The sequence below is a fragment of the Microbacterium sp. A84 genome (assembly GCF_051842815.1).
In the GTDB taxonomy this organism is placed as follows: domain Bacteria; phylum Actinomycetota; class Actinomycetes; order Actinomycetales; family Microbacteriaceae; genus Microbacterium.
In genome coordinates, this window is the sequence record NZ_JBPXMS010000004.1 from 383,053 (window position 1) to 408,915 (window position 25,863).

22 protein-coding genes and 1 tRNA gene are annotated in these 25,863 nt (G+C 65.0%); 9 read left to right on the forward strand and 14 right to left on the reverse strand.

Annotation, left to right across the window (positions count from 1 at the left end; all coding sequences use genetic code 11):
* The first annotated feature begins 3 nt into the window (after positions 1-3).
* A complete protein-coding gene (locus tag ACSU04_RS16695; RefSeq protein ID WP_439290335.1) occupies positions 4-1,203 on the forward strand; it encodes a DUF58 domain-containing protein in 1,200 nt (399 codons plus the stop codon).
* On the forward strand, positions 1,190-3,445 hold the full coding sequence (locus tag ACSU04_RS16700) for a transglutaminaseTgpA domain-containing protein (protein WP_439290336.1): 2,256 nt from the start codon (positions 1,190-1,192) through the stop codon (positions 3,443-3,445). The genes ACSU04_RS16695 and ACSU04_RS16700 overlap by 14 nt, the downstream gene beginning before the upstream one ends.
* Positions 3,446-3,514: 69 nt before the next feature.
* Here the strand turns inward: ACSU04_RS16700 and trhO are convergent, their stop codons facing one another.
* Positions 3,515-4,408, reverse strand: a complete 894-nt coding sequence (gene trhO, locus ACSU04_RS16705; RefSeq protein WP_439290337.1) for an oxygen-dependent tRNA uridine(34) hydroxylase TrhO — start codon at positions 4,406-4,408, stop codon at positions 3,515-3,517.
* Positions 4,409-4,449: 41 nt separating this feature from the next.
* Entirely contained in the window at positions 4,450-5,652 is a 1,203-nt protein-coding gene (locus ACSU04_RS16710) for an LCP family protein (RefSeq protein WP_439290338.1), read from the reverse strand.
* Positions 5,653-5,776: 124 nt separating this feature from the next.
* On the opposite strand from ACSU04_RS16710, the gene ACSU04_RS16715 reads away from it, so the two are divergent.
* Positions 5,777-5,861 (forward strand) — tRNA-Ser (locus ACSU04_RS16715).
* 65 nt (positions 5,862-5,926) lie between these two features.
* Here ACSU04_RS16715 and ACSU04_RS16720 read toward each other — a convergent pair.
* From ACSU04_RS16720 to ACSU04_RS16755, 8 genes are all read right to left on the reverse strand, one after another.
* Complete coding sequence (locus ACSU04_RS16720; RefSeq protein ID WP_439290339.1) at positions 5,927-6,541, reverse strand: GNAT family N-acetyltransferase; 615 nt, start codon at positions 6,539-6,541, stop codon at positions 5,927-5,929.
* Positions 6,538-7,164 (reverse strand): phosphatase PAP2 family protein, encoded by a 627-nt coding sequence (locus ACSU04_RS16725; protein ID WP_439290340.1) that lies wholly within the window; start codon positions 7,162-7,164, stop codon positions 6,538-6,540. The genes ACSU04_RS16720 and ACSU04_RS16725 overlap by 4 nt, the downstream gene beginning before the upstream one ends.
* A 33-nt stretch (positions 7,165-7,197) precedes the next feature.
* On the reverse strand, positions 7,198-8,427 hold the full coding sequence (locus ACSU04_RS16730) for a multidrug effflux MFS transporter (protein ID WP_439280894.1): 1,230 nt from the start codon (positions 8,425-8,427) through the stop codon (positions 7,198-7,200).
* A gap of 251 nt (positions 8,428-8,678) precedes the next feature.
* Complete coding sequence (locus ACSU04_RS16735) at positions 8,679-9,833, reverse strand: cystathionine gamma-synthase (protein ID WP_439290341.1); 1,155 nt, start codon at positions 9,831-9,833, stop codon at positions 8,679-8,681.
* Between the two features lie 155 nt (positions 9,834-9,988).
* Positions 9,989-11,368 carry a cystathionine beta-synthase gene (locus ACSU04_RS16740; RefSeq protein WP_439290342.1) on the reverse strand — a complete coding sequence of 460 codons (1,380 nt, stop codon included), beginning with the start codon at positions 11,366-11,368 and terminating at the stop codon, positions 9,989-9,991.
* Positions 11,369-11,444: 76 nt separating this feature from the next.
* Positions 11,445-12,422 (reverse strand): carbohydrate ABC transporter permease, encoded by a 978-nt coding sequence (locus tag ACSU04_RS16745; RefSeq protein ID WP_439290343.1) that lies wholly within the window; start codon positions 12,420-12,422, stop codon positions 11,445-11,447.
* The gene (locus ACSU04_RS16750; protein WP_439280866.1) at positions 12,419-13,558 is read right to left on the reverse strand and encodes a carbohydrate ABC transporter permease; all 1,140 of its coding nucleotides are present in this window, start codon (positions 13,556-13,558) and stop codon (positions 12,419-12,421) included. Before ACSU04_RS16750 ends, ACSU04_RS16745 begins: the two co-directional genes overlap by 4 nt.
* Before the next feature lie 101 nt (positions 13,559-13,659).
* Positions 13,660-14,985 (reverse strand): ABC transporter substrate-binding protein, encoded by a 1,326-nt coding sequence (locus tag ACSU04_RS16755; protein ID WP_439290344.1) that lies wholly within the window; start codon positions 14,983-14,985, stop codon positions 13,660-13,662.
* A 267-nt stretch (positions 14,986-15,252) separates the two neighbouring features.
* Between ACSU04_RS16755 and ACSU04_RS16760 the strand changes: the two genes are divergently transcribed.
* Positions 15,253-16,257, forward strand: coding sequence for a LacI family DNA-binding transcriptional regulator (locus ACSU04_RS16760; protein WP_439290345.1), 1,005 nt, complete (start codon positions 15,253-15,255; stop codon positions 16,255-16,257).
* 167 nt (positions 16,258-16,424) lie between these two features.
* On the opposite strand, the gene rplL is transcribed toward ACSU04_RS16760, so the two are convergent.
* The 3 genes from rplL to ACSU04_RS16775 form a co-directional block, all read right to left on the reverse strand.
* Positions 16,425-16,802 carry a 50S ribosomal protein L7/L12 gene (rplL, locus tag ACSU04_RS16765; RefSeq protein ID WP_439280869.1) on the reverse strand — a complete coding sequence of 126 codons (378 nt, stop codon included), beginning with the start codon at positions 16,800-16,802 and terminating at the stop codon, positions 16,425-16,427.
* A gap of 49 nt (positions 16,803-16,851) precedes the next feature.
* Positions 16,852-17,340: a 50S ribosomal protein L10 gene (gene rplJ, locus ACSU04_RS16770; RefSeq protein WP_439280870.1), complete on the reverse strand. Its 489-nt coding sequence runs from the start codon at positions 17,338-17,340 to the stop codon at positions 16,852-16,854.
* A gap of 255 nt (positions 17,341-17,595) precedes the next feature.
* Complete coding sequence (locus ACSU04_RS16775) at positions 17,596-19,386, reverse strand: glycoside hydrolase family 15 protein (RefSeq protein ID WP_439290346.1); 1,791 nt, start codon at positions 19,384-19,386, stop codon at positions 17,596-17,598.
* 57 nt (positions 19,387-19,443) lie between these two features.
* On the opposite strand from ACSU04_RS16775, the gene ACSU04_RS16780 reads away from it, so the two are divergent.
* The 4 genes from ACSU04_RS16780 (at position 19,444) to ACSU04_RS16795 (ending at position 24,083) form a co-directional block, all read left to right on the forward strand.
* Positions 19,444-20,808, forward strand: a complete 1,365-nt coding sequence (locus ACSU04_RS16780) for a glucose-6-phosphate dehydrogenase (protein WP_439290347.1) — start codon at positions 19,444-19,446, stop codon at positions 20,806-20,808.
* Between the two features lie 143 nt (positions 20,809-20,951).
* On the forward strand, positions 20,952-21,632 hold the full coding sequence (locus ACSU04_RS16785) for a YqaJ viral recombinase family protein (protein WP_439290348.1): 681 nt from the start codon (positions 20,952-20,954) through the stop codon (positions 21,630-21,632).
* Positions 21,633-21,963: 331 nt separating this feature from the next.
* Entirely contained in the window at positions 21,964-23,580 is a 1,617-nt protein-coding gene (locus ACSU04_RS16790) for an MDR family MFS transporter (protein ID WP_439290349.1), read from the forward strand.
* Entirely contained in the window at positions 23,577-24,083 is a 507-nt protein-coding gene (locus ACSU04_RS16795) for a MarR family winged helix-turn-helix transcriptional regulator (protein WP_439290350.1), read from the forward strand. Before ACSU04_RS16790 ends, ACSU04_RS16795 begins: the two co-directional genes overlap by 4 nt.
* A gap of 2 nt (positions 24,084-24,085) precedes the next feature.
* On the opposite strand, the gene ACSU04_RS16800 is transcribed toward ACSU04_RS16795, so the two are convergent.
* Positions 24,086-24,973, reverse strand: a complete 888-nt coding sequence (locus ACSU04_RS16800; RefSeq protein WP_439290351.1) for a LysR family transcriptional regulator ArgP — start codon at positions 24,971-24,973, stop codon at positions 24,086-24,088.
* Between the two features lie 70 nt (positions 24,974-25,043).
* On the opposite strand from ACSU04_RS16800, the gene ACSU04_RS16805 reads away from it, so the two are divergent.
* Complete coding sequence (locus ACSU04_RS16805) at positions 25,044-25,670, forward strand: LysE/ArgO family amino acid transporter (RefSeq protein ID WP_439290352.1); 627 nt, start codon at positions 25,044-25,046, stop codon at positions 25,668-25,670.
* Positions 25,671-25,863: the final 193 nt, after the last annotated feature.

The following is a 25,863-nucleotide window of genomic DNA, read 5'->3' on the forward strand; positions in this document are numbered from 1 at the left end:
GCCATGCGTCGCCGTCGTCCTCTCACCCACCGCGGCGCAGCCGCGGTGCTTGCGGGGCTGCTCTGTGTGATCGCGGCGAACCTGCTCGCGGCGCCGATCCTGATGTACGTCGCGGTGCTGCTGTTTCTGCTCGTCATCTTTGCGGCGCTGGTCGTGCACGTTCCCCGGCGCGGCGGCGCGGTGACCAGGCGCATCTCCACGGATCTGCTCACCGTCGGCGAGGAGTCCCAGGTCGCCGTGCGCTTCGACCTGCGCGCGCTGCGCGTGCCGCACGGGACATGGCGCGATCTGCTGCCGACGGCGGTCTCCGGCAACGCAGAGGGTGAGTTCCCCACCGACAACGGTACACACATCCGCTACGCGATCACCGGGGTGCGGCGCGGCGTCTGGCCGGTGGGTCCACTGCTGCTGCGCACAATCGACCCCTTCGGCTTCGCCCAGCGCGAGCAGGAGTTCGGCGACACCCGCACCGTCACCATCGTGCCGGAGATCGTTCCGCTCGCACCGCTGAGCAGCATTGTTGGCGCAGCCGGAGGCACCGCACACACGTCCTCGACGAGGCTCGGCCAGGGCAGCGACAACCTCTCGCCCCGGCATTACGTGTCGGGCGATTCCATGCGCCGCATCCATTGGCGAGCGACCGCCCATCGCGGAGACCTGATGGTGCGCCAGGAGGAAGAGGAGTCCAGCCCCGATGCGCTCGTCGTCCTCGACCGCACCGCGCGCCGCTGGGAGCGAGTGGGAGTGGATGCTGACCCGGCGTTCGAATCGGCAGTCTCCGCATGCGCATCGATCGCCCTGCATCTCGTGCAGGGTGGATACAGCGTCGACGTTCTCGACTCTTCCGGCGCGGTGCTCGGCACCCTCCGCGGGCACGAGGATGACCGTGACTCCCTGCTCGTCGCATTGGCGATGGTCTCCCCTCAGGGCGAGGGACGAGACATCATCACCCTCTTCGACGGCGCACCGCCCGGCCCCCTCGTGATGATCACCGGCCGACTCGATGAAGAGGATGCGGCGCTGCTGAGACACGGCGGCGCCTCAGCTCCCATCCTTCTTGCCACAGAGCCGCTCGATGGTGCTGCGGATGCTGCAGCGGCACTGGGTTGGTCCTCCGCACAGCTCACCGATGATGTGGCATCCGCATGGGAAGACGCACTGCCCGCGCGCATGGCAACCGGAGGCGGGCATGTCACCCGTTGAACCGCGCCCTGCCGTCCGCCGGGAAGAAACCGCCGAACGCCGGGAGCGCACTCTTGCCGTCGCGATTTTCACCGTCTGCGCCAGTTTCGTGGCGCTGTGGCCGTACACGTCGGTGATCTCCGCCGGCGGCTGGTCGCTGGTGAGCGTCATGGTCATCCTCGTCGTCGCCGCCACCGGTTTTGTCGTGCGGCAGTTACGCGCAGGCAGGGCAGACAGAGTGTGGTCGACGCTGGTCGCCCAGGTGCTCGTGGCGATCATGACGCTCACGGCGCTCGCGTTCTCGCAGGGGGCGATCTTCGCTGTGATCCCCACGCGCACCACCCTCACTTCGTTAGGCAGGCACGCGAGCGAGGCATTCGAGCAGGTGCAGTACGGCACGGCGCCGCTGGAGGCAACCCCTGCGCTAGGCGCCATGCTCGGCATCGGATTCGCTGTGATCGCGATCCTGCTCGATCAGCTCATCTCGCAGCGGATCACCCTGATCGCGGCGATCCTGGTTGCCACGGTCGGGGCGATGCCGATGATCATCACGCTCGGAGACGCGAACGTTCCGTGGTTCGTGATGCTGGCACTGCTGACGCTGTTCTTGCTGCGACACAGCATCCGGCATGATCGCACGTCGCCGCGACGCGCATCCCTCGGAGTCACCGTTTCGCTGGGCGCCGCGGCCATCGTCGCAGCGCTTGTGATCACCCCGGCACTGCCGGTCTCTGCCACCTGGATCGGCGTCGGCACCAGTGTGCAACTGAACCCGTCTCTGCGACTGGGAGACGATCTGCGGCGACCCAATCCGTTCACGGTTATGACGCTGGCGACCAGCACCGCGACGGCTCCATATCTGCGCATCGCGAGCCTGTCACAGTTCGATGGCGAGACCTGGACGCCCGATGAGAGCGACGTGCAACCTCTCAGCGACGGCTTCGGCGCACCCGACTGGGCAGACAATATCGAGACTGTCGAGAAGCGCACGTCGATTCGTGTCAGCGGTATTTCCAGTCCGCTGCTGCCGGTACCGTTTCCCGCCACGAAGATCATCGGGCTCTCCTCCGGATGGACGGTGATGCTCGACAATCGCACGGTCGTGTCCGAGAGTCGGGATGCGGAAGGGCAGGACTACACCGTCACCACCCAGACGGCGCTGCCGTCCAGGGAACAGATTCAGGCCGCGACGACGACCAGCGCTGCCGCCGCCTCCGCCGCTGCTGCGGACGAGTCCGACGACGAGCCTGCCGAAGACCTCCCGCCGGTGATCGCCGAGACCGCGCGTGAGGTGACAGCGGATGCCGCGACCGACTACGACAAGCTCATCACGCTGCAGAACTGGTTCCGTTCGCAGTTCAGCTACTCGCTGGAGGCACCGGTCGATGGCGGCTTCGACGGCACCGGCGCGGAGGCTGTCGCGGAGTTCCTCGATGTGCGCTCCGGCTACTGCATCCATTTCGCTGGCGCGTTCGCACTGATGGCGCAATCGCTCGACATGCAGGTGCGCGTCGTCGTCGGCTACCTTCCTGGCCGGCCGACGGATGAGAAGCGCGGCGACGAGTCCATATTCACCGTCAGCAGCGAACAGCTGCACGCCTGGCCCGAAGTGCACTTCGAGGGCATCGGCTGGGTGCCCTTCGAGCCGACAGCGTCGTTGGGAGTCCCGACGAACTTCGCCGCCGCCGCCACCGAGGGCGGTTCCGGTGCAGGCCCCACCACACCAGCACCGAGCGCCGCACCGTCGACGGCGCCGACCAGCGGTCCAGAACTCGACAGGGACCAGGGCGGCTCCTCGACCGCCGACGGCCAGTCCTTGCAACGTCTGGATCCCACGCCCGTGCTGCTGATCACCGGTGGCGCGTTGCTGGCACTACTGATGCCTGCGCTGATCCGGTTCGTGATTCGTCTGCGGCGTCGTATACGCGCCCGCCGCGGCGATGCGATGAGCGCGTGGCAAGAGGTGCGTGACACGCTGATCGATCTGCGCCTGCCAGTATCCGAGGCGCACAGTCCGCGAGCGCGTGGAGCCGCGCTGGTTCAGCGTGGGGTGGATGCCGAAGCAATGCATGTGCTGGTGGACGCGGTGGAGAGCATCAGCTACGCGCGCACTGCAGGCGAAACCGGGAATCTGTCCCCGGCCCTCGCACGCGTCACCGCCGACCTGCGCCGCAGCGTCGATCTACGCGTCCGCGTCGCTGCAGTGCTGGCACCCCGCGCGCTGTTTATCGCGCGCGGGTCACGCGGGTCGGTACTCGCTTAGCGACGCGCTCGCCTAGCGACGCGCTGGCCTAGCGACGCGCTGGCCTAGCGACGCGCTACACCTAGTGGGTCAGCCGACGGCGATGTGCTCTTCGCAGGGCACAGCCTGGCAACTCTCGCAAACGACGAACTCGCGACCGCATGAGGTATCCGGGCAGTTCGCCGTGCGTTTGGTGCTCGCGCCGCATCCGACGCAGGTGCCGATCACCGCTGAGTGGTCGCTGAAGTCGATCGAACCGCGCTTGTCGAAGACGTAGAGCGAGCCCTCCCACAGTCCGCCATCACCGAACTTCTCGCCGTAGCGAACGATGCCACCATCGAGCTGGTAGACCTCGCCGAAGCCGCGTGCGGTCATCAGGCTCGAGAGCACTTCGCAGCGGATGCCACCGGTGCAGTACGTGACGACGGGCTTGCCCTTCAGATCGTCGTACGCGCCGGAATCGAGCAGTTCCACGAAGTCGCGGGTGGTCGCCGTATCTGGCACCACCGCATCCTTGAATCGCCCAATCTCGGCCTCCAGCGCATTGCGACCGTCGAAGAAGACGACGTCATCGCGTGAGCTGACCAGCGCGTGTAGCTCGTCAGGGCTCAGCCGTGTGCCGCCACCCACGACACCGCCCTCATCGACCCGCAGCTCACCGGGGGCCCCGAACGAGACGATCTCGTCTCGCACCTTGACGCTGAGCTTGGGAAAGTCGAGACTGCGCCCGTCGGCGTCCAGGCCCGTTCCCTCGCTCCATTTGATGTCGGCATCCTTGAACGCTGGGTAGGAGCGGAAGGAGCGCGACCATTTCTTGAGCGCCGGCAGGTCGCCGCCGAGGGTGCCGTTGACGCCGTCCTTCGAGATGATCAGGCGCCCACGCAGACCGAGGGCCTGGCCGAAGTCGCGCTGCCACAGCCGAATCGCCTCCGGATCCGCAAGCGGAGTGAAGGCGTAGAAGAGGACGATCTTGGGAGTTGCCACCCTGCGATTTTACGCGGCTGCCGCTGACCGCCGGCTCAGCGTCAGCGAACTTGGCCGGTCGCGCATCCCTCGGCCTCACCGGTCGTGCCGGTGATCGCCGGCGGGAGCACGGCGGCCCCGTCGACAGGTGCCTCCGTCGCGGGCACCGTCGGATCGGGCGTCTCCGGCACAGGGACATCACCCTCGCCCGCCAACACGAGCGGCTCATTGGCCGCCAGCGCGGCGAAGAGCTGATCCGCCGCGTCCGTGATGGGGAGGAGCCGGTTCGGGTTGTCCGGCGCGTCCGCGACGGGGTACTGGACGAACACATAGTCGCTGAGCGGGATGTCCTTGAGCGCCAGTCCCATCTGTACGAGCGTCACGGGGTTCGTGAGGCTGGTGCTCGGGTCGATGGCCGACAGGATCGTCCGCGCGAGCGTCAGCAGCACCGACGGGTTGGAGAGCACCTGCTCGCTGGTGACCTTCTTCACCAGGCTCGACATGTAGAGCTGCTGGTTGCCGATGCGATCGAGGTCGCTGCCGTGCTCGGTGGAGTACCGCGCACGCAGGAACGCAAGCGCCTGCGCACCCTCAAGAGAGTGGGTACCGGCGGGGAGATCGATGGTGGAGTCGTCGTCCTTCATTGCTGTCGCCAGGCACACCTCGACTCCGCCGATGGCGTTCGTCACGTCGATCACGCCGCCCCAGTTGATGGATGCCGCATACTGCACGTCGACACCGGTGAGCTCTTGGATCGTCAATGCCGCACAGTCGAGCCCGCCGAGGCTGAACGCCGAGTTGAGCATCTGCCGGGACTGCGGCGACGTTTCGTTGCCGTTGGCATTCGTGCAGGAGGGTATGTCGACGAGCAGGTCGCGAGGGAAGCTGATCACCGTGACGCGGCGCGGCGGCGCCGAGATGTTCACGAGCATCAGAACGTCGCTGCGCACGCCGTCTTCGGGATTGGCGCACCGGTCACCGAAGAATTCGGCGTACTCGGGTTCGCAGATATCGGTGCCGGCGACGAGGATGTTCGCGCCGACGGTGAGCTCGGCGAAGGCGGGTGGGGCGTCTCCGCTGAGTTCGACGGCGTCGGCTGTGTAGGTGGAGCTCAGATCGATGAACAGCCATGCGCCGATGCCCAGCGCTCCAACCAGTACTGTTGCCAGTCCGACCCCGAGCATCTTGATCAGCTGGCCGCCGGTGGACGGCGTGCCCTGCTGACCGTGACGAGCAATGGTCGCCCGTGTCGCATTTCGCACCATCGGCACAGCATAACTGCGGATGCTGGCGAACTGCTTCGTGCGGCATTCAACGCCGGAATGGGGCACGGAATGGGGCGTGGCACGGGGAGCCTGAAGGATCGGATAGACTGTTCAGGTTGTTCCTGGTGACGTGTCCGAGCGGCCGAAGGAGCACGCTTGGAAAGCGTGTGTTGTGCAAGCAACCGAGGGTTCGAATCCCTCCGTCACCGCCGAGTAAATCCCCGCAGAACCCCCGGTAAGCGAAAGCGCGCCGGGGGTTCTTTGGTTGTATCGGCTACCCGGCGGGGTGAGCACCGAAGCGAACCCCGAAACTCTGGCCGCCTGGATCGGTCGGAAGGTGCTGCATGCCGAGTCGTTCATAGAACGCGGCCGCGCCGAGGTTGGCCGGGTCCATGCCCAGGTGCAGCCCCGTCACGCCACGCCCCTGCAACTCAGCGAACAGCGTCTGGATCAGCTGGCGCCCCATCCCTTGACCCTGTGTCTCCGGCAGCAGATCGATGTGCAGGTGCGCGGGATACTCCCCCACGTTCTGGTTCCGGCCTGGCCCGCGCGTGTATGCGCCGTCGATCATCTCTGCTTCGCGAGTCTCCGGCTTCTCCGGCCGAGGAAAGCGCTCTGCGAACTGCGGCCACCACTCATCGCGGAACCACTGCTCAAACGCATCCGTATCGTCGGTGGCGACGATGTAGCCGATCACTCGATTGTCGTCCGACTCGACGACCCAGGCGAGATCTGGATGCCGCTCAACGTAGGGCACAGCGAACAACAGGCCCCAGAGCTCGTCATCGCTGAAGATTCCCGTCGCATCGCCTCCGGAATCGGCGGTCTTCACACATATCTCGAACATCGCCGGGCGATCATCTTCGCGGTACGGGCGGATGCTTGTCATAGAGATTCCTGTCGATTTCGGGGCTGTCGCACCCACTCCAGCATGAGGCCACCCACCACGAGCGCGGCGCCGGCTCCCACCAGCATCCCGCCGATCGTGTCGGTCAGCCAGTGCACCGAAAGAGCAGTACGAGAGAAGGCCATTGCGAGGGTCCAGAATATCGCGATCAGCACGACCCAGAGCCGCGGGAACAGCAGCGCCGCCAGCATTGCGAGTGTGGCGGCGTTGGCTGTATGCCCCGAAGGGAATGAACCGAAATCGCTGGTGACGAGCATGTCCTCCGGCCGCGCGCGACCGTACAACTGCTTCAACAGCTGGATCGCTGCGACGCTCGCGAGCAGTGTCACGGCGACGAAGACGGCAGCCTTCCAGCGCCGCGCGATCAGTAGAGCGGCAATGATCACCAACGGAATGAGTAAGGTCGCGACCCAGCCGCCTCCGAGATGGTTCATCACGTCAGCGAGGTCGATGAGTAACGGCGAGCGGATGCTGACCATCAGGTCATTCCATCCGACATCCAGAGCACTGGGCAGATCCGGCCCTGCTGCAGTCAACGACGCTCCGAGGGCCATCGCCGCGAGAATCGCGCCGATGCCCCACCAGAGAAGAGCGCGACGAGTCATCCGCCCATTCTGGCTCAGATGACGACGCGAATGCTACGGATTCAGCATCCCGACCGTGCGCGGGCGCACGATCAGCCAGAGCGCAAGGATTCCGACGACGGAGCAGCCCACCATCACTGAGGCCATTGTCGTCGCGGTGATTCCCGCACCAGCGGAGATGATCCCGACCACTGGTGAGATGATCGCCGCGACGCCGTTATTGCACGCGCCGAGAACCGATGCGGCGGTGCCCGCTGCCTTGCCGTGGCGGTCAAGCGCAAGCACCTGCACGCACGGGAACGAGAATCCACACGCGGTCATGAACACGAACAGCGGAATGACGGTGCCCCAGAATCCCAGGCCGAGCTGGTCATTGACGATGATCGCGGCGCCGCTGATCAGCAGCACTGCGGTCGAGAACGCGAGCACCCACTGCGGTCCGAATCGGGCAGCGAGCCGAGATGCGACCTGCACGCCGACCACGACGCCGACCGAGTTGATCGCGAACAGCCAGCCGTACTCCTGCGCGTTCAGCCCGTGAGTCGCCTGGAACAGAAATGGCGATGCCGACAGGTACGAGAACAGGCCGGAGAAGGTCATGGCCCCGATGACCAAAACTCCGACGAAGACGCGATCACTGAAGACGCTGCGGTAACGCTGCCAGATGGTTGTGCTGCCGCGCTCACCCCGTCGAGCCTTCGGCAGAGTCTCCGGAATGAACAGCAGCGCCGAGAGCAGCATGACCGCACCGTAGACCGCGAGCACGATGAAGATGCCGCGCCACGGCATGACGCCCAGCAGCCAGGATCCGATCAGCGGTGCGACAACCGGGGCCACGCCAGAGACCAGTGCGAGCCGTGACAGCATCACCACGAGTCGGCGCCCGCCGAACAGGTCGCGCACAATCGCCATCGCGACCACGCCGCCGGCAGCAGCGCCGATTCCCATCACCACGCGGGCACCGCCCAGCAGCAGCAGATCCGGTGCGATAGCAGCAGCGATACTGGCGAGCACGTGCAGCGCCGTCACGGCGATCAGCGGTATGCGGCGACCGACCTTGTCAGACAGCGGTCCCACGACGAGCTGTCCGAGGGCGAAGCCGATCATGGTGCCGGTGAGCGTCAGCTGAATCGCGGCAGCGGTCGTCTCGAATTCGCTCTCCAGCAACGGGAACGCCGGCAGATACAGGTCGATCGTGAACGGGCCCAACGCCGTGAGCGCTCCGAGCAGAATGATGTACAGCACACGCCGCGAGTGCGAGATCGCATCGCCAGGATGCAACATGATCGGCGCGGTCGCAGGATCTGGTCCCAGCGTGCGGATCGCGCTGGTGGGCGTGCTGGTGCGGATCGTTCCGGTGATCGCGCGGAAGCTACCGGTCGGAGTTCGTTCGAGGTCGGGACGTTCGAGGTCGGGACGTTCGACGTCGAGACGTTCGTCGGGACGTTCGGGATCGGGCGTGGGCGCCGAGGAAGAGGTTGAATCGTTCAAGATTCCCCAATTGTACGGGCGCGACCTGGGCCGTTGCCGGAGGATCAGCCTGCGATGCGCGCGAGGCCCTGTTCCAGATCGGCGATCAGGTCAGCGATGTCTTCGATACCGACGGACAGACGCACGACATTCTCCGGAACTGCCAGGTCAGTACCGCGCACGGAGGCGTGGGTCATCTCCGGCGGATAGCTGATCAGCGATTCCACGCCGCCCAGCGACTCGGCCAGTTGGAACAGCTCGGTCGACTCGGCGAAGGCACGCGCGGCGTCGTGCCCCGCGGCGAGCGCAAGTGAGAGCATCCCACCGAAGCCGCTCATCTGACGCGCCGCGATCTCATGGCCGGGGTGCGAGGCGAGCCCCGGATAGAAGACCGTCTCGAATTCGGGGCGCGCTTCCGCCCATTCGGCGATGGCCTGCGCGTTCGCGCTGTGTTGCCGCATCCGCACTGCGAGAGTCTTGATGCCGCGCGTGGTGAGCCAGCCGTCGAGTGGCGCCGAGACCGCTCCGACGGCGAACTGCTGGAACTTCACCTGATCGTAGAATCGGTCATCGCCGAAGATTACGGCACCGCCGAGCACATCGGAGTGCCCGCCGAGGTATTTGGTGGTGGAGTGCACGACGAGGTCGGCGCCGAGCGAGAGCGGCAACTGCAGCGCCGGCGAGGCGAAGGTGTTGTCCACCACGACGATGGCGCCTGCGGCATGAGCGATTTCGGCGATCGCGGCGATGTCGACGATCTTCAGCAGCGGGTTGCTCGGCGTCTCGAGCCAGACGATCTTGGTTTCGGGGCGCAGCGCCTGACGGATCGCATCCGCGTTGCCGAGTTCGGCGGTGGTGGTCTCGATGCCCCAGGGTGCGAGCACCTTGGTCAGTAGCCGGTGGGTGCCACCGTAGACGTCGTTGCCGAGCAGCACGTGATCGCCCGGTCGGAGGATGCCGCGCAGCAGTGCGTCCTCAGCCGCCAGGCCCGACGCGAACGAGAGTGCGTGCACACCGCCTTCGAGTGCGGCGAGCTGCGTTTCGAGCGAGTTGCGTGTGGGGTTGCCGGCGCGGTTGTACTCATAGCCTTCGCGGAACACGCCGATGCCGTCCTGCACGTGGGTGGAGGCCTGATAGATCGGCGGGATGATCGCACCGGTCCGTGGATCGGCCTGCTGGCCTGCGTGGATGGCACGGGTAGCGAAAGCATGGTCAGACATGCCCTCACCCTACGCCGCGGCCCCTCCGCGCCCCTCCCTCATTACGCCCCGAGACACCCCCACCCCTTGCGAGTGGGCGCGCGTGGCTCATTTTCTCGTCGATTTCGAGCCACAACCGGCCACTCGCAAGGTGTGCAAGGGGGTTTGGGGGAAAATTAGCGGGCTAGGTAGGCGATGAGATCTTGGCGGGTGAGCACGGTGTGCGGGCGGCCATCGATCGTGACCAGCAGGGCATCCGCTTCGGCGAGCGCGGCACGCGCCTGGTCGACGGACGCATGGATGCCGATGAGCGGCAGCCGTTCGCCGACATGAGCACCGACAGCATCCGTCGGCTTCGCAACATTGCGAAAGAGCAAATCCAGTAGCCCTCGCTCGTCGACGCTGCCCACGACCTCCCCCATCATGACGGGCGGTTCGGCACTGAGTACGACGAGCTGCGAGACGGCGAACTCGGTCATCATGTTGATTGCGTCGAGCACCGTGTCGCTCGGATGCGCGTGCACGAGCTCCGGAATCGATCCGCGCCCCGCGCCCTGGGCCCGCCCCGCCAGCACATCTGCGATCGTCTCCCCCTCCTCGACCTCGCTGAATCCGTAGGAGCGCATCCACGAGTCGTTGAAGATCTTCGAGAGGTAGCCTCGGCCACCGTCCGGCAGGAGCACGACCATCACTGCGTCCGCCGGCAGTGTCTGGGCGATCCGCAGCGCACCGACCACGGCCATGCCACTGGAACCGCCGACGAGGATGGCTTCTTCGCGTGCGAGGCGGCGGGTCATCGCGAACGACTCGGCGTCGTCCACCGCGACGATCTCATGCGGCACCGCAGGATCGTAGGAGCCGGGCCAGATGTCCTCGCCGACGCCTTCAACGAGGTACGGGCGTCCCGTGCCACCCGAGTAGACGCTGCCCTCGGGGTCGACTCCGATGATGCGTACCCGGTCGTCGGAGACCTCACGCAGATACCGGCCGGTGCCGCTGATCGTGCCGCCAGTACCGACACCGGCGACGAAATGCGTGACCTGGCCGTCGGTGTCACGCCAGATCTCAGGACCGGTGGTCTCATAGTGGCTGAGCGGACCGTTCGGGTTGTCGTACTGGTTCGGCTTGAACGCCCCTGGAATCTCCTTCACGAGGCGGTCGCTGACGCTGTAATACGACTCGGGGCTGTCGGCGGGCACGGACGTCGGCGTCATGACGATCTCGGCACCATACGCGCGCAACACGTCAATCTTGTCTTCGGCAACCTTGTCCGGCAGCACGAAGAGGCACTTGTAGCCGCGCTGCTGAGCGACCAGCGCGAGCCCGACGCCGGTGTTGCCACTGGTGGGCTCGACGATCGTGCCACCCGGATTCAACTCACCGGATGCCTCGGCCGCGTCGATGATGCGTCGAGCAATACGGTCCTTCGACGAGCCACCGGGGTTCAGGTACTCCAACTTCACGAGCACGGTGCACGCCACGCCCTCGGTCACGTGCTGCAACTTCACCAGGGGTGTGTTGCCGACGAGATCGGCGATGTGCTCCGCGTAGTCCATGCCTCAAGGGTACGGGGCGACGGATGCCGTGTTACCGCGGCATCCGTCGCCCCGTCCCTGCGCCCGACGCGGGCAATTACCCCTTGGTGGACCCTGCCAGCAGGCCTCGCACGAAGTACCGCTGCAGAGCGAAGAACACGATCAGCGGAACGATGATAGACACGAACGCACCAGCGGTGAGGAGGTGCCAGTCGTTGCCTCGGGTTCCGGTGATCTCTGCCAACAGTTTCGTGATCGGAGCCGCCCCACCATCGGCGAATACCAACGCCACCAGTAGGTCGTTCCACACCCACAGGAACTGGAAGATCGCCACGGAGGCGATGGCCGGCATGGTCAGCGGCAGCACGATCCGGAAGAAGATCTGCCCGCGCGATGCACCGTCGACGCGGGCAGCCTCGATGATCTCACCGGGGATCTCCGACATGAAGTTGTGCAGCAGGTAGATCGCCAGTGGCAATGCGAACATCGTGTGCGCGAACCACACCTGCGCGTAGCCACCGGAGGCTCCGAGCGGCAGCGTGATCTGCAGGCCGAAGAAGCTCAGGCCCCGCGAGAACGTGCTCAGCAATGGCACCAGAGCCATCTGGATGGGCACGATCTGCAGCGCGAAGATGAAGATGAACAGGAAGTTGCGGCCCTTGAAGTCGATCCACGCGAACGCATAGGCCGTCATGGACGCGATCATCAACGGGACGAGCGTCGCCGGAATCGTGATGGCGATCGAGTTCACGAACGACTCGATCATCGTGAGCTGCGTGGTGCCAGACTGCAACACATCGACGTAGTTCTCACCGGTGACCTGCGGGTTCAGGAAGAACTCCCACCAGCCGCTGCTGCTGATCTGGTCACGTGGTCGGAACGACGAGATGAACAGACCGAGCGTGGGGAGCGTCCAAAGGAAGGCAATGACGATGGATGCTGCAGATGCCCACGGCCGTGACAGCTTCTTGCGTGCGCGCGCTGCCGAACCGCTCAGTTTTCCGCCGGTCACGATCGCTCGTGTGCTCCCGGAGATCGGTGCCTTCACGTCGTTGGACTTCATCGTGTCGCTCATCGGATCTCCCGCTGCTTCTGAATCTGTCGTGCGTTGTAGATGACGATCGGCAGCACGAGGATGAACAGGATCACGGCGAGCGCAGCACTGCGCCCCGCCTCGAACTTCGAGAACTGCGTGTACATCTCATTCGCAAGAACCGAGGTCTCGTAGTTTCCGGCGGTCATCGTGCGGACGATGTCGAACACCTTCAGCGAGGCGATCGAGATGGTCGTCAGCACCACGATGAGCGCGGGGCGGATCGCGGGAACAGTGACCGCTGTGAATCGCTGCCACGCGTTCGCGCCATCGAGTTCTGCCGCCTCCAGCAGCTCCATCGGCACACCCTTGATGGATGCCGACAGAATCACCATCGCGAATCCGGTCTGCACCCAGATGAGCACGACGATGAGGAACAGCGTGTTCCATGGCGGATTGAGCAGGAACTGTTGCGGCTCCCCGCCGAACCAGACCAGGAGTTGGTTCAGCAGGCCTATCTGCTCGTACTGCGGGCCACGGTACTCGTACATGAAACGCCAGATGATGCCGGCACCGACGAACGAAATCGCCATCGGCATGAAGACCAATACCTTGTAGACCTTCTCGCCGCGGGTGCCGTCGATGAAGACGGCGTAGGCGAGACCGACGATGGTCGACACCGTCGGTACGACGAGCACCCAGACGATGGTGTTCACCACGACGCGGATGCCGTCGGGCTGTCCGAAGATCCAGGTGTAGTTCGCGAGGCCGACGAAACTCTTTCCTGAGGAGTTCAGGAAGGATGCGACCATCGTCTGCAGCGACGGAAGGATGAGTCCCACGGTCAGCAGCAGGAATGCCGGAGCCAGGAACGCGACCAGCTGAATGAGATAGCCCTTGCCTGCTCTCGAGCGGTAATCGAGCAGGAAGAACACGGCGCCGACGACAACGGCGACGCCCATCGCCCAGTAGTACGAGCGGAAGAACCACATCACCGCCAGCGGGACGAGTATGCACATCGCAAGACGCGCGACGGTGTACCAGGTACCCGTGCGCGGGGCGATGTCAACAAGAAACAGGATGGCGGCAACTACCACGGCGAAGGCGATGACGACGACCAGCGCCTGCACCACCGACGGCAGCGTGCCGATCCATTGGAAAAAGTCGATCGCGGTCACGGAGTCCCCTTTACAACAGCGTGCAGATCATCATCGGTACACGCGCCGTCGCGTGAACCAGAACTGGCGGGTCGCCCGAAGGCGACCCGCCAGGAGCCGGATCAGCCTGCCGGCCAGCCCGTCTCGATCTGTGCGAGGACCTCGTCGGTCGGCGAGCCGTTGACCCAGGCGACCATGCCCTTCCAGAACGTGCCCGCACCGACAGCACCCGGCATCAGGTCACTGGCGTCAAAGCGGAACGTGGTGTCGGGGTCTTGCAGGATCTTGATGGTTTCCTGCAGGATCGGGTCCTGTGCGTTGGCCGGGTCAAGGCCGTTGTTCGCGGAGGTGACACCGCCCAGGCTCACGCGGCTGTTCGCCCACTCGGGGCTGGACAGGTACGCGAGCACCTTCTGTGTTGCTTCGCTGTCGCTGAACGCGCCGACGATTTCACCGGCACCGGTCACTGCGCTGGCGTCGGCGGTCTCACCCGGCAGCATGAAAGCCCAGACGTCGCCGTCTTCTGCGATGTTGGTGCCCTCGGGGAAGAAGCCCGAGAGGAACGATGCCTGGTGCGTCAGTGCGCACGAGCCATCGGCGACCTTCGGGGCGACATCTCCGAACGCTGTCGAGTTGATCGAGCGCGCATCACCGAATCCGGCGTTGACGTTCGCCGGGTTCAGCAGGATCGCACCGACCGAGTCGAATGCGGTCTTGATCTGCGGGTCGGTGAAGGGCACCTCGTTGGTGACCCACTGGTCGTAGACCTCGGGTCCTGCCTGGCGAAGGACGTAGTCCTCGATCCAGTCGGTGCCGGGCCAGCCGGTCGCCGTGCCAGATTCGAAGCCGGCGCACCACGCGGGAGTACCAGTGGCGGCCTGGATCGTCTCTGTGAGAGCGGTCATATCGCCGAGAGTTTCGGGAACTTCTACACCCCACTCGGCGAACTTCGTGGGCGAATACCAGATCCAGCCCTTGACGTTGGCCATCAGTGGCGCGCCGTAGAACGTGCCGTCGTAGGTGCCGTAGTTCACCCAGTCTTCGGTCCAGTACTCGTTGGCGTTCTTCTCCACCTCTTCGGGTGCAGGCAAGAGGAAATCGCGCGACGCAAAGTCTGCGAACAGACCCGGCTGCGGGAAGATTGCGATGTCGGGCGGGTTGCCACCCTGAGCGCGGGTGCCGAGCTGCGTCTCGAAGTCCTGGCTGCCCTCGTATTTGATCTCGATGTCGTTCTCTTCGGCCCAGTCGGCCCACGACTCCTGCATGAGTTCAGCTTCGCTGTCGACGATCGTGCCGTAGATGGTGACAGTGTTGCTGCCCGCATCGCCGCCGCCATCGCCTCCGCCGCCCTCGGGCGCACCCGGAGCTCCACATCCTGCAAGCGCGATGCCCGCTGCCCCAAGCAGGGCGAGCGGCGCGAGGCGCCGATAACGCTGTGACAGTGCCATGCGATTTCTCCTCTTCGAGTTCACGTCCCCTGCGCGTGCCGCCACCCAAAGGCGGGCGGATCGGGAACCGCTTCCAGGCCCAACCTACTGGCCTCTCCCGCCCCGGCACAATGGGCATTGATCACAAGCTGACAACCTTTGTCGTCGCATCCGCTGTTCGGATGGGAGCGCTCCCGTGCGATTCGTGTGGAACCGGTTCCGTTCTCTGCCCGATCGGACTACGCTGTGCTCGGGCCCACGGAGCGGCCCTGCCATCAAGGAGGATGCATGAGTACGATTGCGGATGTCGCCGCACGTGCTGGCGTATCCAAGGCGACCGCGAGTCGCGCACTCAGCGGACGTGGCTACGTGGCGGATGAGACGCGCGGGCTCGTCGAAACGGCTGCCGCGGAGTTGTCCTATGTCGCACATTCATCGGCGACCAGCCTTGCCACCGGGCGCACGCAGACCGTGGGCGTCATCGTTCCCAGCCTCGGCCGGTGGTATTTCGCAGAGCTGCTCACCGGCATCCAGGAGTCCCTGCTCGAACACGGTTACGACCTCGCGCTGTACGGCGTCCCTGAACATTCCGCCGCGCGTGACAAGGTCTTCGGTTCCGTGCTGCCACGCAGACGATTCGACGGGATCATCGCCGCCGGCATCCAGCCGAGCGCACACGAACTTGACCGACTGCGCGATCTCGGCCGTCCTTTGGTGAGCGTCGGGCCGTACAACGATGGCACGAGTGCGGTGTCGATCGATGACGCCGCTGCCGCGCGGATCGCGACAGAGCACCTCATCGACGTCGGTCATACCGCGATCGCCTTCATCGGTGGTTCAGCGGACCCGAATGCCCTCGGTTTCGGCGACGCGCGTCGGCTCGATGGCTATCGCGAGGCGATGGATGCCGCAGGCCTCAGCGCGCACATCAGCGTGAGCCCGGCCGCCGGCAGCATGCCGAGCGGCTATGACGCGGCCGTCGATCTCCTCGGCAATCGGCGCACCCGACCGACGGCAGTCGTCGGAGTGTGCGACGAGGCAGCGATCGGTACGATCATCGCTGCGCGACGGCTCGGGATCGCCGTGCCCACCGAACTGAGCGTCGTCGGAATCGATGACCACCAGCATGCGGAGATGTTCGCCCTGACGACGATCCGGCAGCTGCCTCGGGAGCAGGGCAATGAGGCCGTGCGCTTGCTGCTGCATCAGCTCGAGTATCCCGCATCCGCCCCCGTGCACAAGGTCGCGCCGTCTGCCCTAGTGGTGCGCAACTCCTCCGCACCCCCGCGCTAGCCCCTGCCCCGTCGCCCCCGTAACCCCCGTAACCCCTTGCGAGCGGGCGCTTGTGGCTCATTTTGCGCGAAAAATAGAGCCGCGCGCGCCCACTCGCAAGTGTGAAGAGGGGAAACACGAAGGCCCCGGGCGTGAGCCCGGGGCCTTCGGTGAAGCGGTGAGACGAGTTACTTAAGCGTAACCGTGGCGCCAGCGGCCTCGAGGACCTCCTTGGCCTTCTCAGCGGTCTCCTTGTTAGCGCCCTCAAGGACAGCCTTGGGTGCACCGTCGACGACAGCCTTAGCCTCGCCGAGGCCGAGCGAGGTGAGCTCGCGGACAGCCTTGATGACCTGGATCTTCTTCTCGCCAGCAGCCTCGAGAACGACGTCGAACGAGTCCTTCTCTTCCTCTGCCTCAACAGCGGCACCAGCAGCGCCTGCAGCAGCGGCCGGGGCAGCAGCGGTGACGTCGAACTTCTCCTCGAACGCCTTCACGAACTCGCTGAGCTCGACAAGGGTGAGGTCTGCAAACTGCTCGAGCAGCTGCTCAGTGGTGAGCTTCGCCATGATGTATCTCCTAGATTGGTGGGGTTTGTAGAACGAGAACGCCAGTCGCTTACGCGGCTGCGGCGGTCTCCAGCTTTTCGCGAAGAGCATCGACGGTGGCCGCAGCCTTGGCCATCGTTGCCTTCATCATGCCCGCAGCCTTCGCAAGCAGAACCTCACGGCTCTCCAGCGAGGCGTACATGTTGACCTCGTCGGCGTTGAGAGCATTGCCCTCAAAAACGCCGCCCTTGATCACGAGAAGCGGGTTGGTCTTGGCAAAGTCACGAAGAGCCTTCGCAGTGGCGACGAAGTCACCGTGCACGAACGCAACAGCAGACGGACCCTTGAGGTCGTCATCCAGTGCAGAGATTCCCGCTTTGTTCGCGGCAATCTTGGTCAGCGTGTTCTTCACCACGGCGTACTCAGCGTTCTCACGGATGCTGCTCCGCAGCTCCTTGAGCTGGGCAACCGTCAGACCGCGGTACTCGGTCAGCAGGACGGCGTTCGAGTTCTCGAATGACTTCGTGAGCTCGGCAACCGATGCATCCTTCTGCGCCATGGTCACTCCTTGGTGGGTACGAGATGCCACACGGTGGTGAAGCATCGACCTCGACCACGACTGCAATAGAAAAAGCTCCGGCGCAAGCGCACGGAGCTTTGAAAGATCGTGACACCTGCGCGGGCCCCTGCAATGCAGAGCTTCGATCCTCGTGTTCGCACACGACGACGACCAGCGGTCTTCGGTTGAGCTAACTCTACGGCATCTCCTGCCCCACCTCAAATCGAGCGGCCTACCGCCGGCAAATCGACCTAGCTAACGCCGGTCTGCGGCGCGGCCGGTGTGGCCGGCGAGAGCATCAGCGGCGCGCACGAGGGTGAGGTGGGAGAACGCCTGCGGCGTATTGCCCGCATGGCGCGCACCCTCGACGTCGTACTCTTCGGAGAGCAGTCCGACATCGTTGGCAAGACCGACCAGCCGATCCATGAGCGCACGCGCGTCATCGATTCGACCGCTCGCCGCGTATTGCTCGACGAGCCAGAAACTGCAGGCCAAGAACGGATGCTCGCCGCCTTCCAGTCCGTCTACGCCGGACGAGGTGCGGTATCGCATCAGCAGCCCGTCCCGCACGAGCGTCTGCTCCATCCGCTCGACGGTACGCAGCATCCGCGGATCGTCTGCGGCGCAATACCCGACCTGCGGAAGGGTGAGCAGGGACGCATCCACTTCATCGGAATCGTAGTGCTGCACGAAGTAACCGTCGGGGTGAACGCCTCGCTCGTCGATCTCCGCGCGCAGTCGATCGCACATGTGCGCCCACACTTCCGCGTCACCTGACATGCCGTGCTCGCGGACGGCCCGCACCCCACGATCGAGCGCCGCCCACATCATGACTCGCGAGTGCGTGAAGAACTGCGGCTCTCCGCGGATCTCCCAGATTCCGTTGTCTGGTCGGTCCACGCCTGCGATAACCCGCGCGATCAGCGCACGCTGCAACGGCCACGAGAACTCCGTCTCGTCAAGACCCGCAAGCCGCGCCGCCTCCAGCGCGACGAGTACCTCGCCGATCACATCTGCCTGATACTGATCGACCGCACCGTTACCGATCCGCACCGGCGAGGCACCGTCGTAGCCGGGAAGGCTGCTCAGTTCCCGTTCGGCGAGATCCCGTTCCCCGGCGATGCCGTACATGATCTGCACTTCCTCAGGCTCACCGGCCACCGCTCGCAGCAACCAGCGCCGCCAGTGATGCACTTCCTCAAGGAAGCCGTGCGCGATGAGCGCCTCCAATGTCAGCGCGGCGTCGCGCAGCCACACGAAGCGGTAGTCCCAGTTGCGAGGGCCGCCGAATTGTTCGGGCAACGACGTCGTGGGCGCGGCCACAATTCCACCGGTGTCACGATTCGTGAGTGCGCGCAGCACGAGAAGCGATCGAACCACGGCGCCGCGGTGCGGCCCCTCGTGCGCGATCGAGCTTGCCCAGCCCTGCCACCACGAGCGCGTCCGGGCGATCGCCGGTTCGACGTCCAACGGCACCGGAGCATCCTCAAAGGATGGGAACCAGGCGAGCGTGAGGTCACGGGTCTCCCCCGCGGATATCTCGAACGTCGCGGTATGCGCGTGATCGGATGCCACGAGCGCGACGCCCCGCACGATGACAGCTTCCGGTCCTGCAGTGGCGTGCAGCGCGGGCGCCTCAGGTGTACCCACTTGCCGCACCCAGGGCAGGGCCCGCGCATAGTCGAAGTGCATCCGCAGTTCCGTGGTGAACTCGACGGTGCCGGAGAGCCCGACGATCCGACGCACGACGTCGGTGCGATCCTCTGTGATCGCAAGGAAATCCTGCACCTCTGCCACGCCGCTGGCGCTCTCCCAGCGAGTCACGAGGATGAACGTGTCCGGCAGATAATGGCGAGCGACGGTCGCCTCGGCATCCTGCGGGCGGAGCAGCCAGCGCCCGTGTGAAGGATCCCCCAGCAGAGCGCCGAAAACGGAGGGTGCATCAAAGCGCGGCAGGCACAACCAGTCGATACTGCCATCGCGCGACACCAGCGCGGCCGTTCGGCAGTCACTCAACAGTGCGTAGTCCTCGATAGGGGCTGGCATCTGACCGATTCTTGCACGGCGCTGGCCGATATGCACTGATGGGAATACGGTGGGCGCATGGATGCCAAAACCACGCTTGTGATCTTGGGAGCCTCGGGCGACCTCACCGCCCGACTGCTGCTGCCCGCGCTCGGCCAGTTACTCACCACGGAACCCGAGCGTCGCGTGCGACTGATCGGCGCGGGAACCGAAGACTGGAAGGACGACGATCTGCGTGAGGTGGTGCGCACTTCGTTCGCATCTTCGGATGCTGAAACCGCCACCGACTGCGTCACCGTGGAGTACCGCCAGGCCGACATCACTCAGGCAGACGATCTGGCGGCGCTGTTGCAGGGACTCGAAGGACAGGTCGCCATCTACTTCGCTGTGCCACCGGCAGTGGCGGCCGCCGCCTGCGAAGCCCTCACCCCAGAGATGCTGCCGGATGGCACGATGCTGGCGCTGGAAAAGCCGTTCGGCACGGATGAAGCCAGCGCGCGCACACTGAATGCACGCTTGGCTCAGCTCGTGCCGGAGCGGCAGATATTCCGCGTCGATCACTTCCTGGGCAAGTCCACCACGCTGAACCTGCTCGGCGCGCGTTTCGCGAATCGGCTCCTCGAGCCGCTCTGGTCGGCGGAAAGCATCGAATCCGTCGCGATCGTCTACGACGAGAAGCTCGGGCTGGAGGGTCGCGCTGGCTACTACGACGGCGCTGGTGCCTTCATCGACATGGTCCAGAGCCACCTGCTGCAGGTGATGGCGGTGCTCGCCATGGAACAGCCGGCAACCCTGGGCGAAGCCGACTTCCGCGAGGCGACCTCTGCTGTCCTGCGGGCGACCTCGGTCTGGGATGACGACCCGGTGTCGTCTTCTCGACGCGCGCGGTATACGGCGGGCAGTGTCGACGGCGTCGCGAAGCCGTCGTATGTCGACGAGCCGGGAGTTACGCCTGGCCGCAAGACTGAGACGCTCGCCGAGGCGACGTTCGAGGTGTGCAACGCCCGCTGGGCTGGCGTTCCGTTCAGCATGCGTTCCGGCAAGGCGCTGAGTGATCCGGCAAGAGAGATCATCGTCACGTTCCGCGCCGTGCGCCATGTTCCGGTCGGGCTCACCGGCTCCTCAGCCGGCGCGATCCTGAGGTTTTCGCTGGCGCCGGATCGGATGTCGTTGGAGCTCAACCTGAACGGCGCCGACGATCCGTTCGTGCTCGAGCGGGCCACTTTATCGGCAGACCTCGGTGCGGGCGAACTGCTGGCCTACGCGGAGGTGCTCTCCGGCATCCTCGATGCTGACCCGATGCTCTCGGTGCGCGGCGACGCTGCGGAACAGTGTTGGCGGATCGTCCAGCCGGTCAGCGATTCCTGGGCGCGCGATGAGGTGCCACTTGAGGAGTACGCCGCAGGTTCTGCTGGCCCGTCTGGCTGGCCGACGAGGCGCTGAGCGACAGCCTCATGCCGCGCTCGTGCAGCGCTCGGTGCGGCGCTCGGTGCGGCGCTCGGTGCGGCGCTCGTTCGGCGCTCGTACTCCCCCGGGTGCGGCGCGGCAGGGCGGGTGACGTCATCGGCTCGGGGTAGCCTCGAATAGTGAATCCGGAACTTCAGGCTCGAATCGTCGCGGACTCCCGCGACCGTGTCGCCTGGCTCCGAGCACGAGCGCGTGGCATCACTGCGACCGATGTCGCAGGGCTCACGAGCGAGAACTCCATCAAGCGCGCGGCGGACGCGAAACTTGGCGGCGGTCCGCGCTTCGGCGGCAACGCCTACACCGACCATGGACGTCGGCGCGAGCCGGAGATCGCCGCTTGGGTGGCTGCGACGCACGGCATCCAGCCTTCGTCAGCACTGTTCCGCGCGGAAGCAGAGCACCGACATTTGGCCACGCCGGATGGTGTCGTCCAGAACGGCGACGGCCGCATCCTGCTCGCCGAGATCAAGACGACCAACAAGAACTGGCGCACGATCCCCCGCACCTACCTGCGACAGGTGTGGTGGCAGCAGCACGTGCTCGGAGCCGAGCGCACCCTGTTCATCTGGGAAGAGCACGACAACTTCCGCCCGATTCATGACGAGCCGCGATGCGTGTGGATCGACCGCGACGACCGCGAGATCGGCACGCTCGTCGGGCTCGCGACGCGCCTGATCGATGAGCTTTATCACCGCACCACGGGCCAGCCACCGCCAAGGGCTGACACCGTCAACGGCGCCAGCCGGCGCGACGCCCTCCGCGAGCGCGACGCCTTCCGCGCACTCGCCCTGACCGACTAAGTCGGGGCCCCGGCCGGCCTCGGTCCGCCCTTCACCGGCCCCACACCGACACCTGCCCCGCCGCACCTGCACACCTGCAGTGCCGAAGCACGGATGCAGGGGCATCCCTCGGCGTTTCGCCGTACATCCGTACGATCGCCCTGCAAGTGTGCCCGCAGATCCCGACCCGATCCCGAACCGGCACTTAGTTGACAGATGTCAACATCCGAACTATCGTTGACGTTTATCAACTTTTGCGCGCCATGGCCGTCGCGCCACTCACTTTTCAGGTTCAATTCGAAAGGTGCGCATGAGCGCTCAAAAACCTTCCACGTCCGCAACTGCGACCCGAATGACACACCGACAGGTGCTTCAGGCGCTGTCCGGCCTGCTGCTGGCGATGTTCTGCTCGATGGTCTCCACAACCGTCGTCAGCACCTCCCTACCGATCATCGTTCCCGAGCTCGGCGGATCGCAGACTTCGTACACCTGGGTCGTCACGATGACTCTGCTCACCACGGCGATCTCCACACCCATCTGGGGCAAGCTCGCCGATCTCGTCAACCGCAAGAACCTGATGATCATCGCACTGACGATCTTTGTCCTCGCGAGTGCCGGCGCCGGGCTCTCGCAGAACACCGAAATACTCATCATGTTCCGCGGGCTCCAGGGCCTCGGTGGTGGTGGCCTTGCGGCTCTCAGCCAGGTGCTGATGGCAGACATCCTTTCGCCCCGTGAGCGTGGCAAATACATGGGCCTGTTCGCGGGCGTCATGGCGATCGCCACCGTTGGTGGACCGCTGCTCGGCGGCGTGCTCACCGACAGCGTCGGCTGGCGCTGGAACTTCTACGTCGGCGTGCCGCTCGGCATCATCGCGATCATCGTGCTGATTCGCACACTGAAGATCGATCAGACCCGCGTAGGAAAAGTCCGCATCGACTACTTCGGCATCGTGCTGCTGTCGGTCGCCGCTGGTTTCCTGCTGGTATGGGTATCCAACGTCGCCACTTACGGCTGGCTCAGCTGGGAGACGCTGGCAATGGTCGGTACCGCTGTGATCGCTACGGCGCTCTTCATCGTCGTCGAGCTCAAGGTTGCTGAGCCCCTCATCCCGCTCACGCTTTTCCGTAACCGCACCTTCACACTGTCCGTCCTCGCATCGATCTCGATCGGTGTCGCGATGTTCGGTACCTCGGTGTACCTCGCTCAGTACATGCAGATCTCCCGTGGCTACGGCCCGACTGAGGCGGGCCTGCTGACCATTCCGATGGCAGCCGGCATGCTCATCTCCTCGACGATCATCGGCCAGCTCGTCACCCGCACGGGAAAATGGAAGAGCTTCCTCGTCGCCGGTGCGGTGCTCATGATCGCCGGAACTTCGCTGCTGTCCACACTGGAATACGACACCTCCCTGTGGCTCGTCGGTATCTACATGTTCCTGCTCGGCGCCGGAACCGGCATGACCATGCAGAACCTCGTACTCATCGTGCAGAACACCACAGCCCCGCAGGAGATCGGCGTGGCCAGCTCTGGCGTCAACTTCTTCCGCACCGTCGGCGGCACGACGGGTGTCGCCGTGATGGGTTCCGTGCTCGGTGCGAGTATGGCGCAGCAGCTGACCGACCGCGCAAAGGAGGTCGCTGCCGCACTCGCCTCGCTCGGAGACGAAGGCAAGGCGATCGCCGCGCAGCTCGCGTCCGGCGCACTGCCCACCACCCGTGACATGCCGGAGGCGATCCGCCTCATCATCGAGGATGCTTCTGCGCAAGCAATCTCGCATGCCTTCCTCATCGGTGTGCCGCTCGCCGTGCTCAGTCTGATCGCGATCGTGTTCCTGCCGAACAAGCCGCTGATCAAACAGAACAACATCGAACGAGTGCGCGAGCAGCGACGCGAGAACGAGCTCGCCGTCGCCACGGCGGAGACCGGCTCGATTCCGGTATACCGTTCAGGCGGCGACCACTCATGACCACTGAAATCGACAACACCTCGAGCACGGCCGCGGACACCTCCTCCATCCCCGTGCTCGAGGAAGAACGCGTCACTGCGATCACCGCGCTGGAATCCGAATTCGGCGAGCTCATCACGCACTTCCGCCGGGTCGTGATGGACAACGCGAACCGCCTCAGCCCTGGCATGCTCCCCGGCGCCTATAAGACCTTCACCACGATCGTGCGCTACGAGTCGAGCACCGCGTCCACGCTTACCGACGTACTGCAGATGGACAAGGGGCAGCTCAGCCGCACCGTGCGTGAGCTCGAAGAGCTCGGACTCATCCAGCGCACACCGGACCCGGCCGATCGCCGCTCTATGCTGCTCTCCGCGACCGAGGATGGGCTCACCCGGCTCGCAGTGGCACGGCGCCCGCAAGAGGGAGCAATGCTGCGCCGTCTGGCGGACTGGGAGCTGGATGACATCTCGACGCTCACGGCTCTCCTGCACCGGCTCATCACAGTGACGCGCGAGGCCTGAGCTCAGTCGAGCACCCGCTCCGCTTCCTCGGCGACTTCGCGCGCGATGGCGTCGAGGAGGTGTGAGCGCAGGTTCCATTGCTGCCAGTAGAGCGGCACTCGAACAGGCTCCCCGCCGAGCGGAACGAGCGCCCCGGAATCCACCGCACGCGCCGCCTGCTCCCAGGGAAGCATTCCCCAGCCGAGGCCGAGGATGACAGCCTGGGCGAAGTCGTGCGATGCCGGAACGTAGTGGCGTGGGATTCCGTGCTCGGAGACTCCCTGCGATGTGAGCCACACATGCTGCAGCGTGTCGCGCCTGTCGAAATCAACGAAGGGCGCATGCCGGAGCGCCTCCGCACCAGCGCCGTTCGGGAACCAACGCTGAGCGAACTCCGCGTTGGCAACCGCCTCGTAGCGGAACACTCCCAAGCGCGTGACAGAACAGCCAGAGACCGGGGTCGCCTCCGAGGTCACCGCTGCCATCACCTCACCCGACTCCAGCAGGCGTGCAGTGAAGTTCTGATCATCGCGATGCAGGTCGAAGTCGATGTCGTGCCGAGCCGAAAGACGGGCGAGCGGCGCCAGGAACCAGGTAGCCATCGAATCGGCGTTCACCGCGAGAGGAACGTTCACACGCCCGCCGCCCGCGTCGAGCCCCAACGCTGTCAGAGCTTCATGCTCGAGGAGCGCAACCTGGCGCGCCATCCGAACCACGGCCTCCCCCGCTGCTGTCGCAGTTGCCGGCTTGGAGCGGACAATGAGTACCTGTCCGAGCTGCTGCTCAAGCGACTTGAGTCGTTGGCTGACAGCCGACGGGGTGATGCTCAGTCCTCGAGCGGCCGCGTCAAGACTTCCGCCGTCGACGATCGCGGCGACCGTCAACGCAAGCTCAGCGGATACTCCTGCCATATAAGGAACACTAATGCTTCGTAAGTTCTGATCGCTGGATCTTACGTCCGCCAAACCGTAGCGTCGGAGAGTGCTCTCCTTCTTTGCCGGCCTCGGGCTCGGCCTCTCCCTCATCGTCGCGATCGGCGCGCAGAACGTCTACGTGTTGCGTCAGGGCATCCGGCGACGCCACGTCGTCGCCGTGGTCGCGATCTGCGCTTTGTCGGATGCCGTGCTCATCATCGCCGGCGTTGCCGGCCTCGGATATCTGCTGGAGTCGATGCCGTGGCTCATCAATGCGGCCCGAGTACTGGGCGCTGTCTTCTTGTTCGGATACGGCGCACTCGCCGCACGTCGAGCGCTTCGCCCTGGCGGGGATGTTCTTCGAGCAGATGAGGGAGCAGACCGCACCGTCACGTCGACGCTCCTACCCGTCATGCTCACTGCGTTGGCCCTTACCTGGCTGAACCCGCATGTCTACCTCGACACAGTCCTGCTGCTCGGTTCGATCGCAGCCACCCACGGCGAGACGCGCTGGTTCTTCGCCGCAGGGGCGGTACTCGCCAGTGCGGTCTGGTTTACCGCGCTCGGATTCGGCGCACGCTACCTCGGCCACTGGCTGGACACACCGCGCTCATGGCGCATCCTCGACGCACTGATCGCCGTCGTAATGATCGCACTCGCAGTGAGCCTGGTGCTTCCGGTGATCACGGGGTGATGGAGAAAGCACGTTAACGCAGAAGAGCCACCCCGACTGGGGTGGCTCTTTCTCTGCGAACACAATGCAATACACAAAGCAAAGCAATACACAATGCAAAATGGCCACCCAGCTTTGGGTGGCCATTTTGTCTAAAAGAAGTCCGGCGGTGTCCTACTCTCCCACAGGGTCCCCCCTGCAGTACCATCGGCGC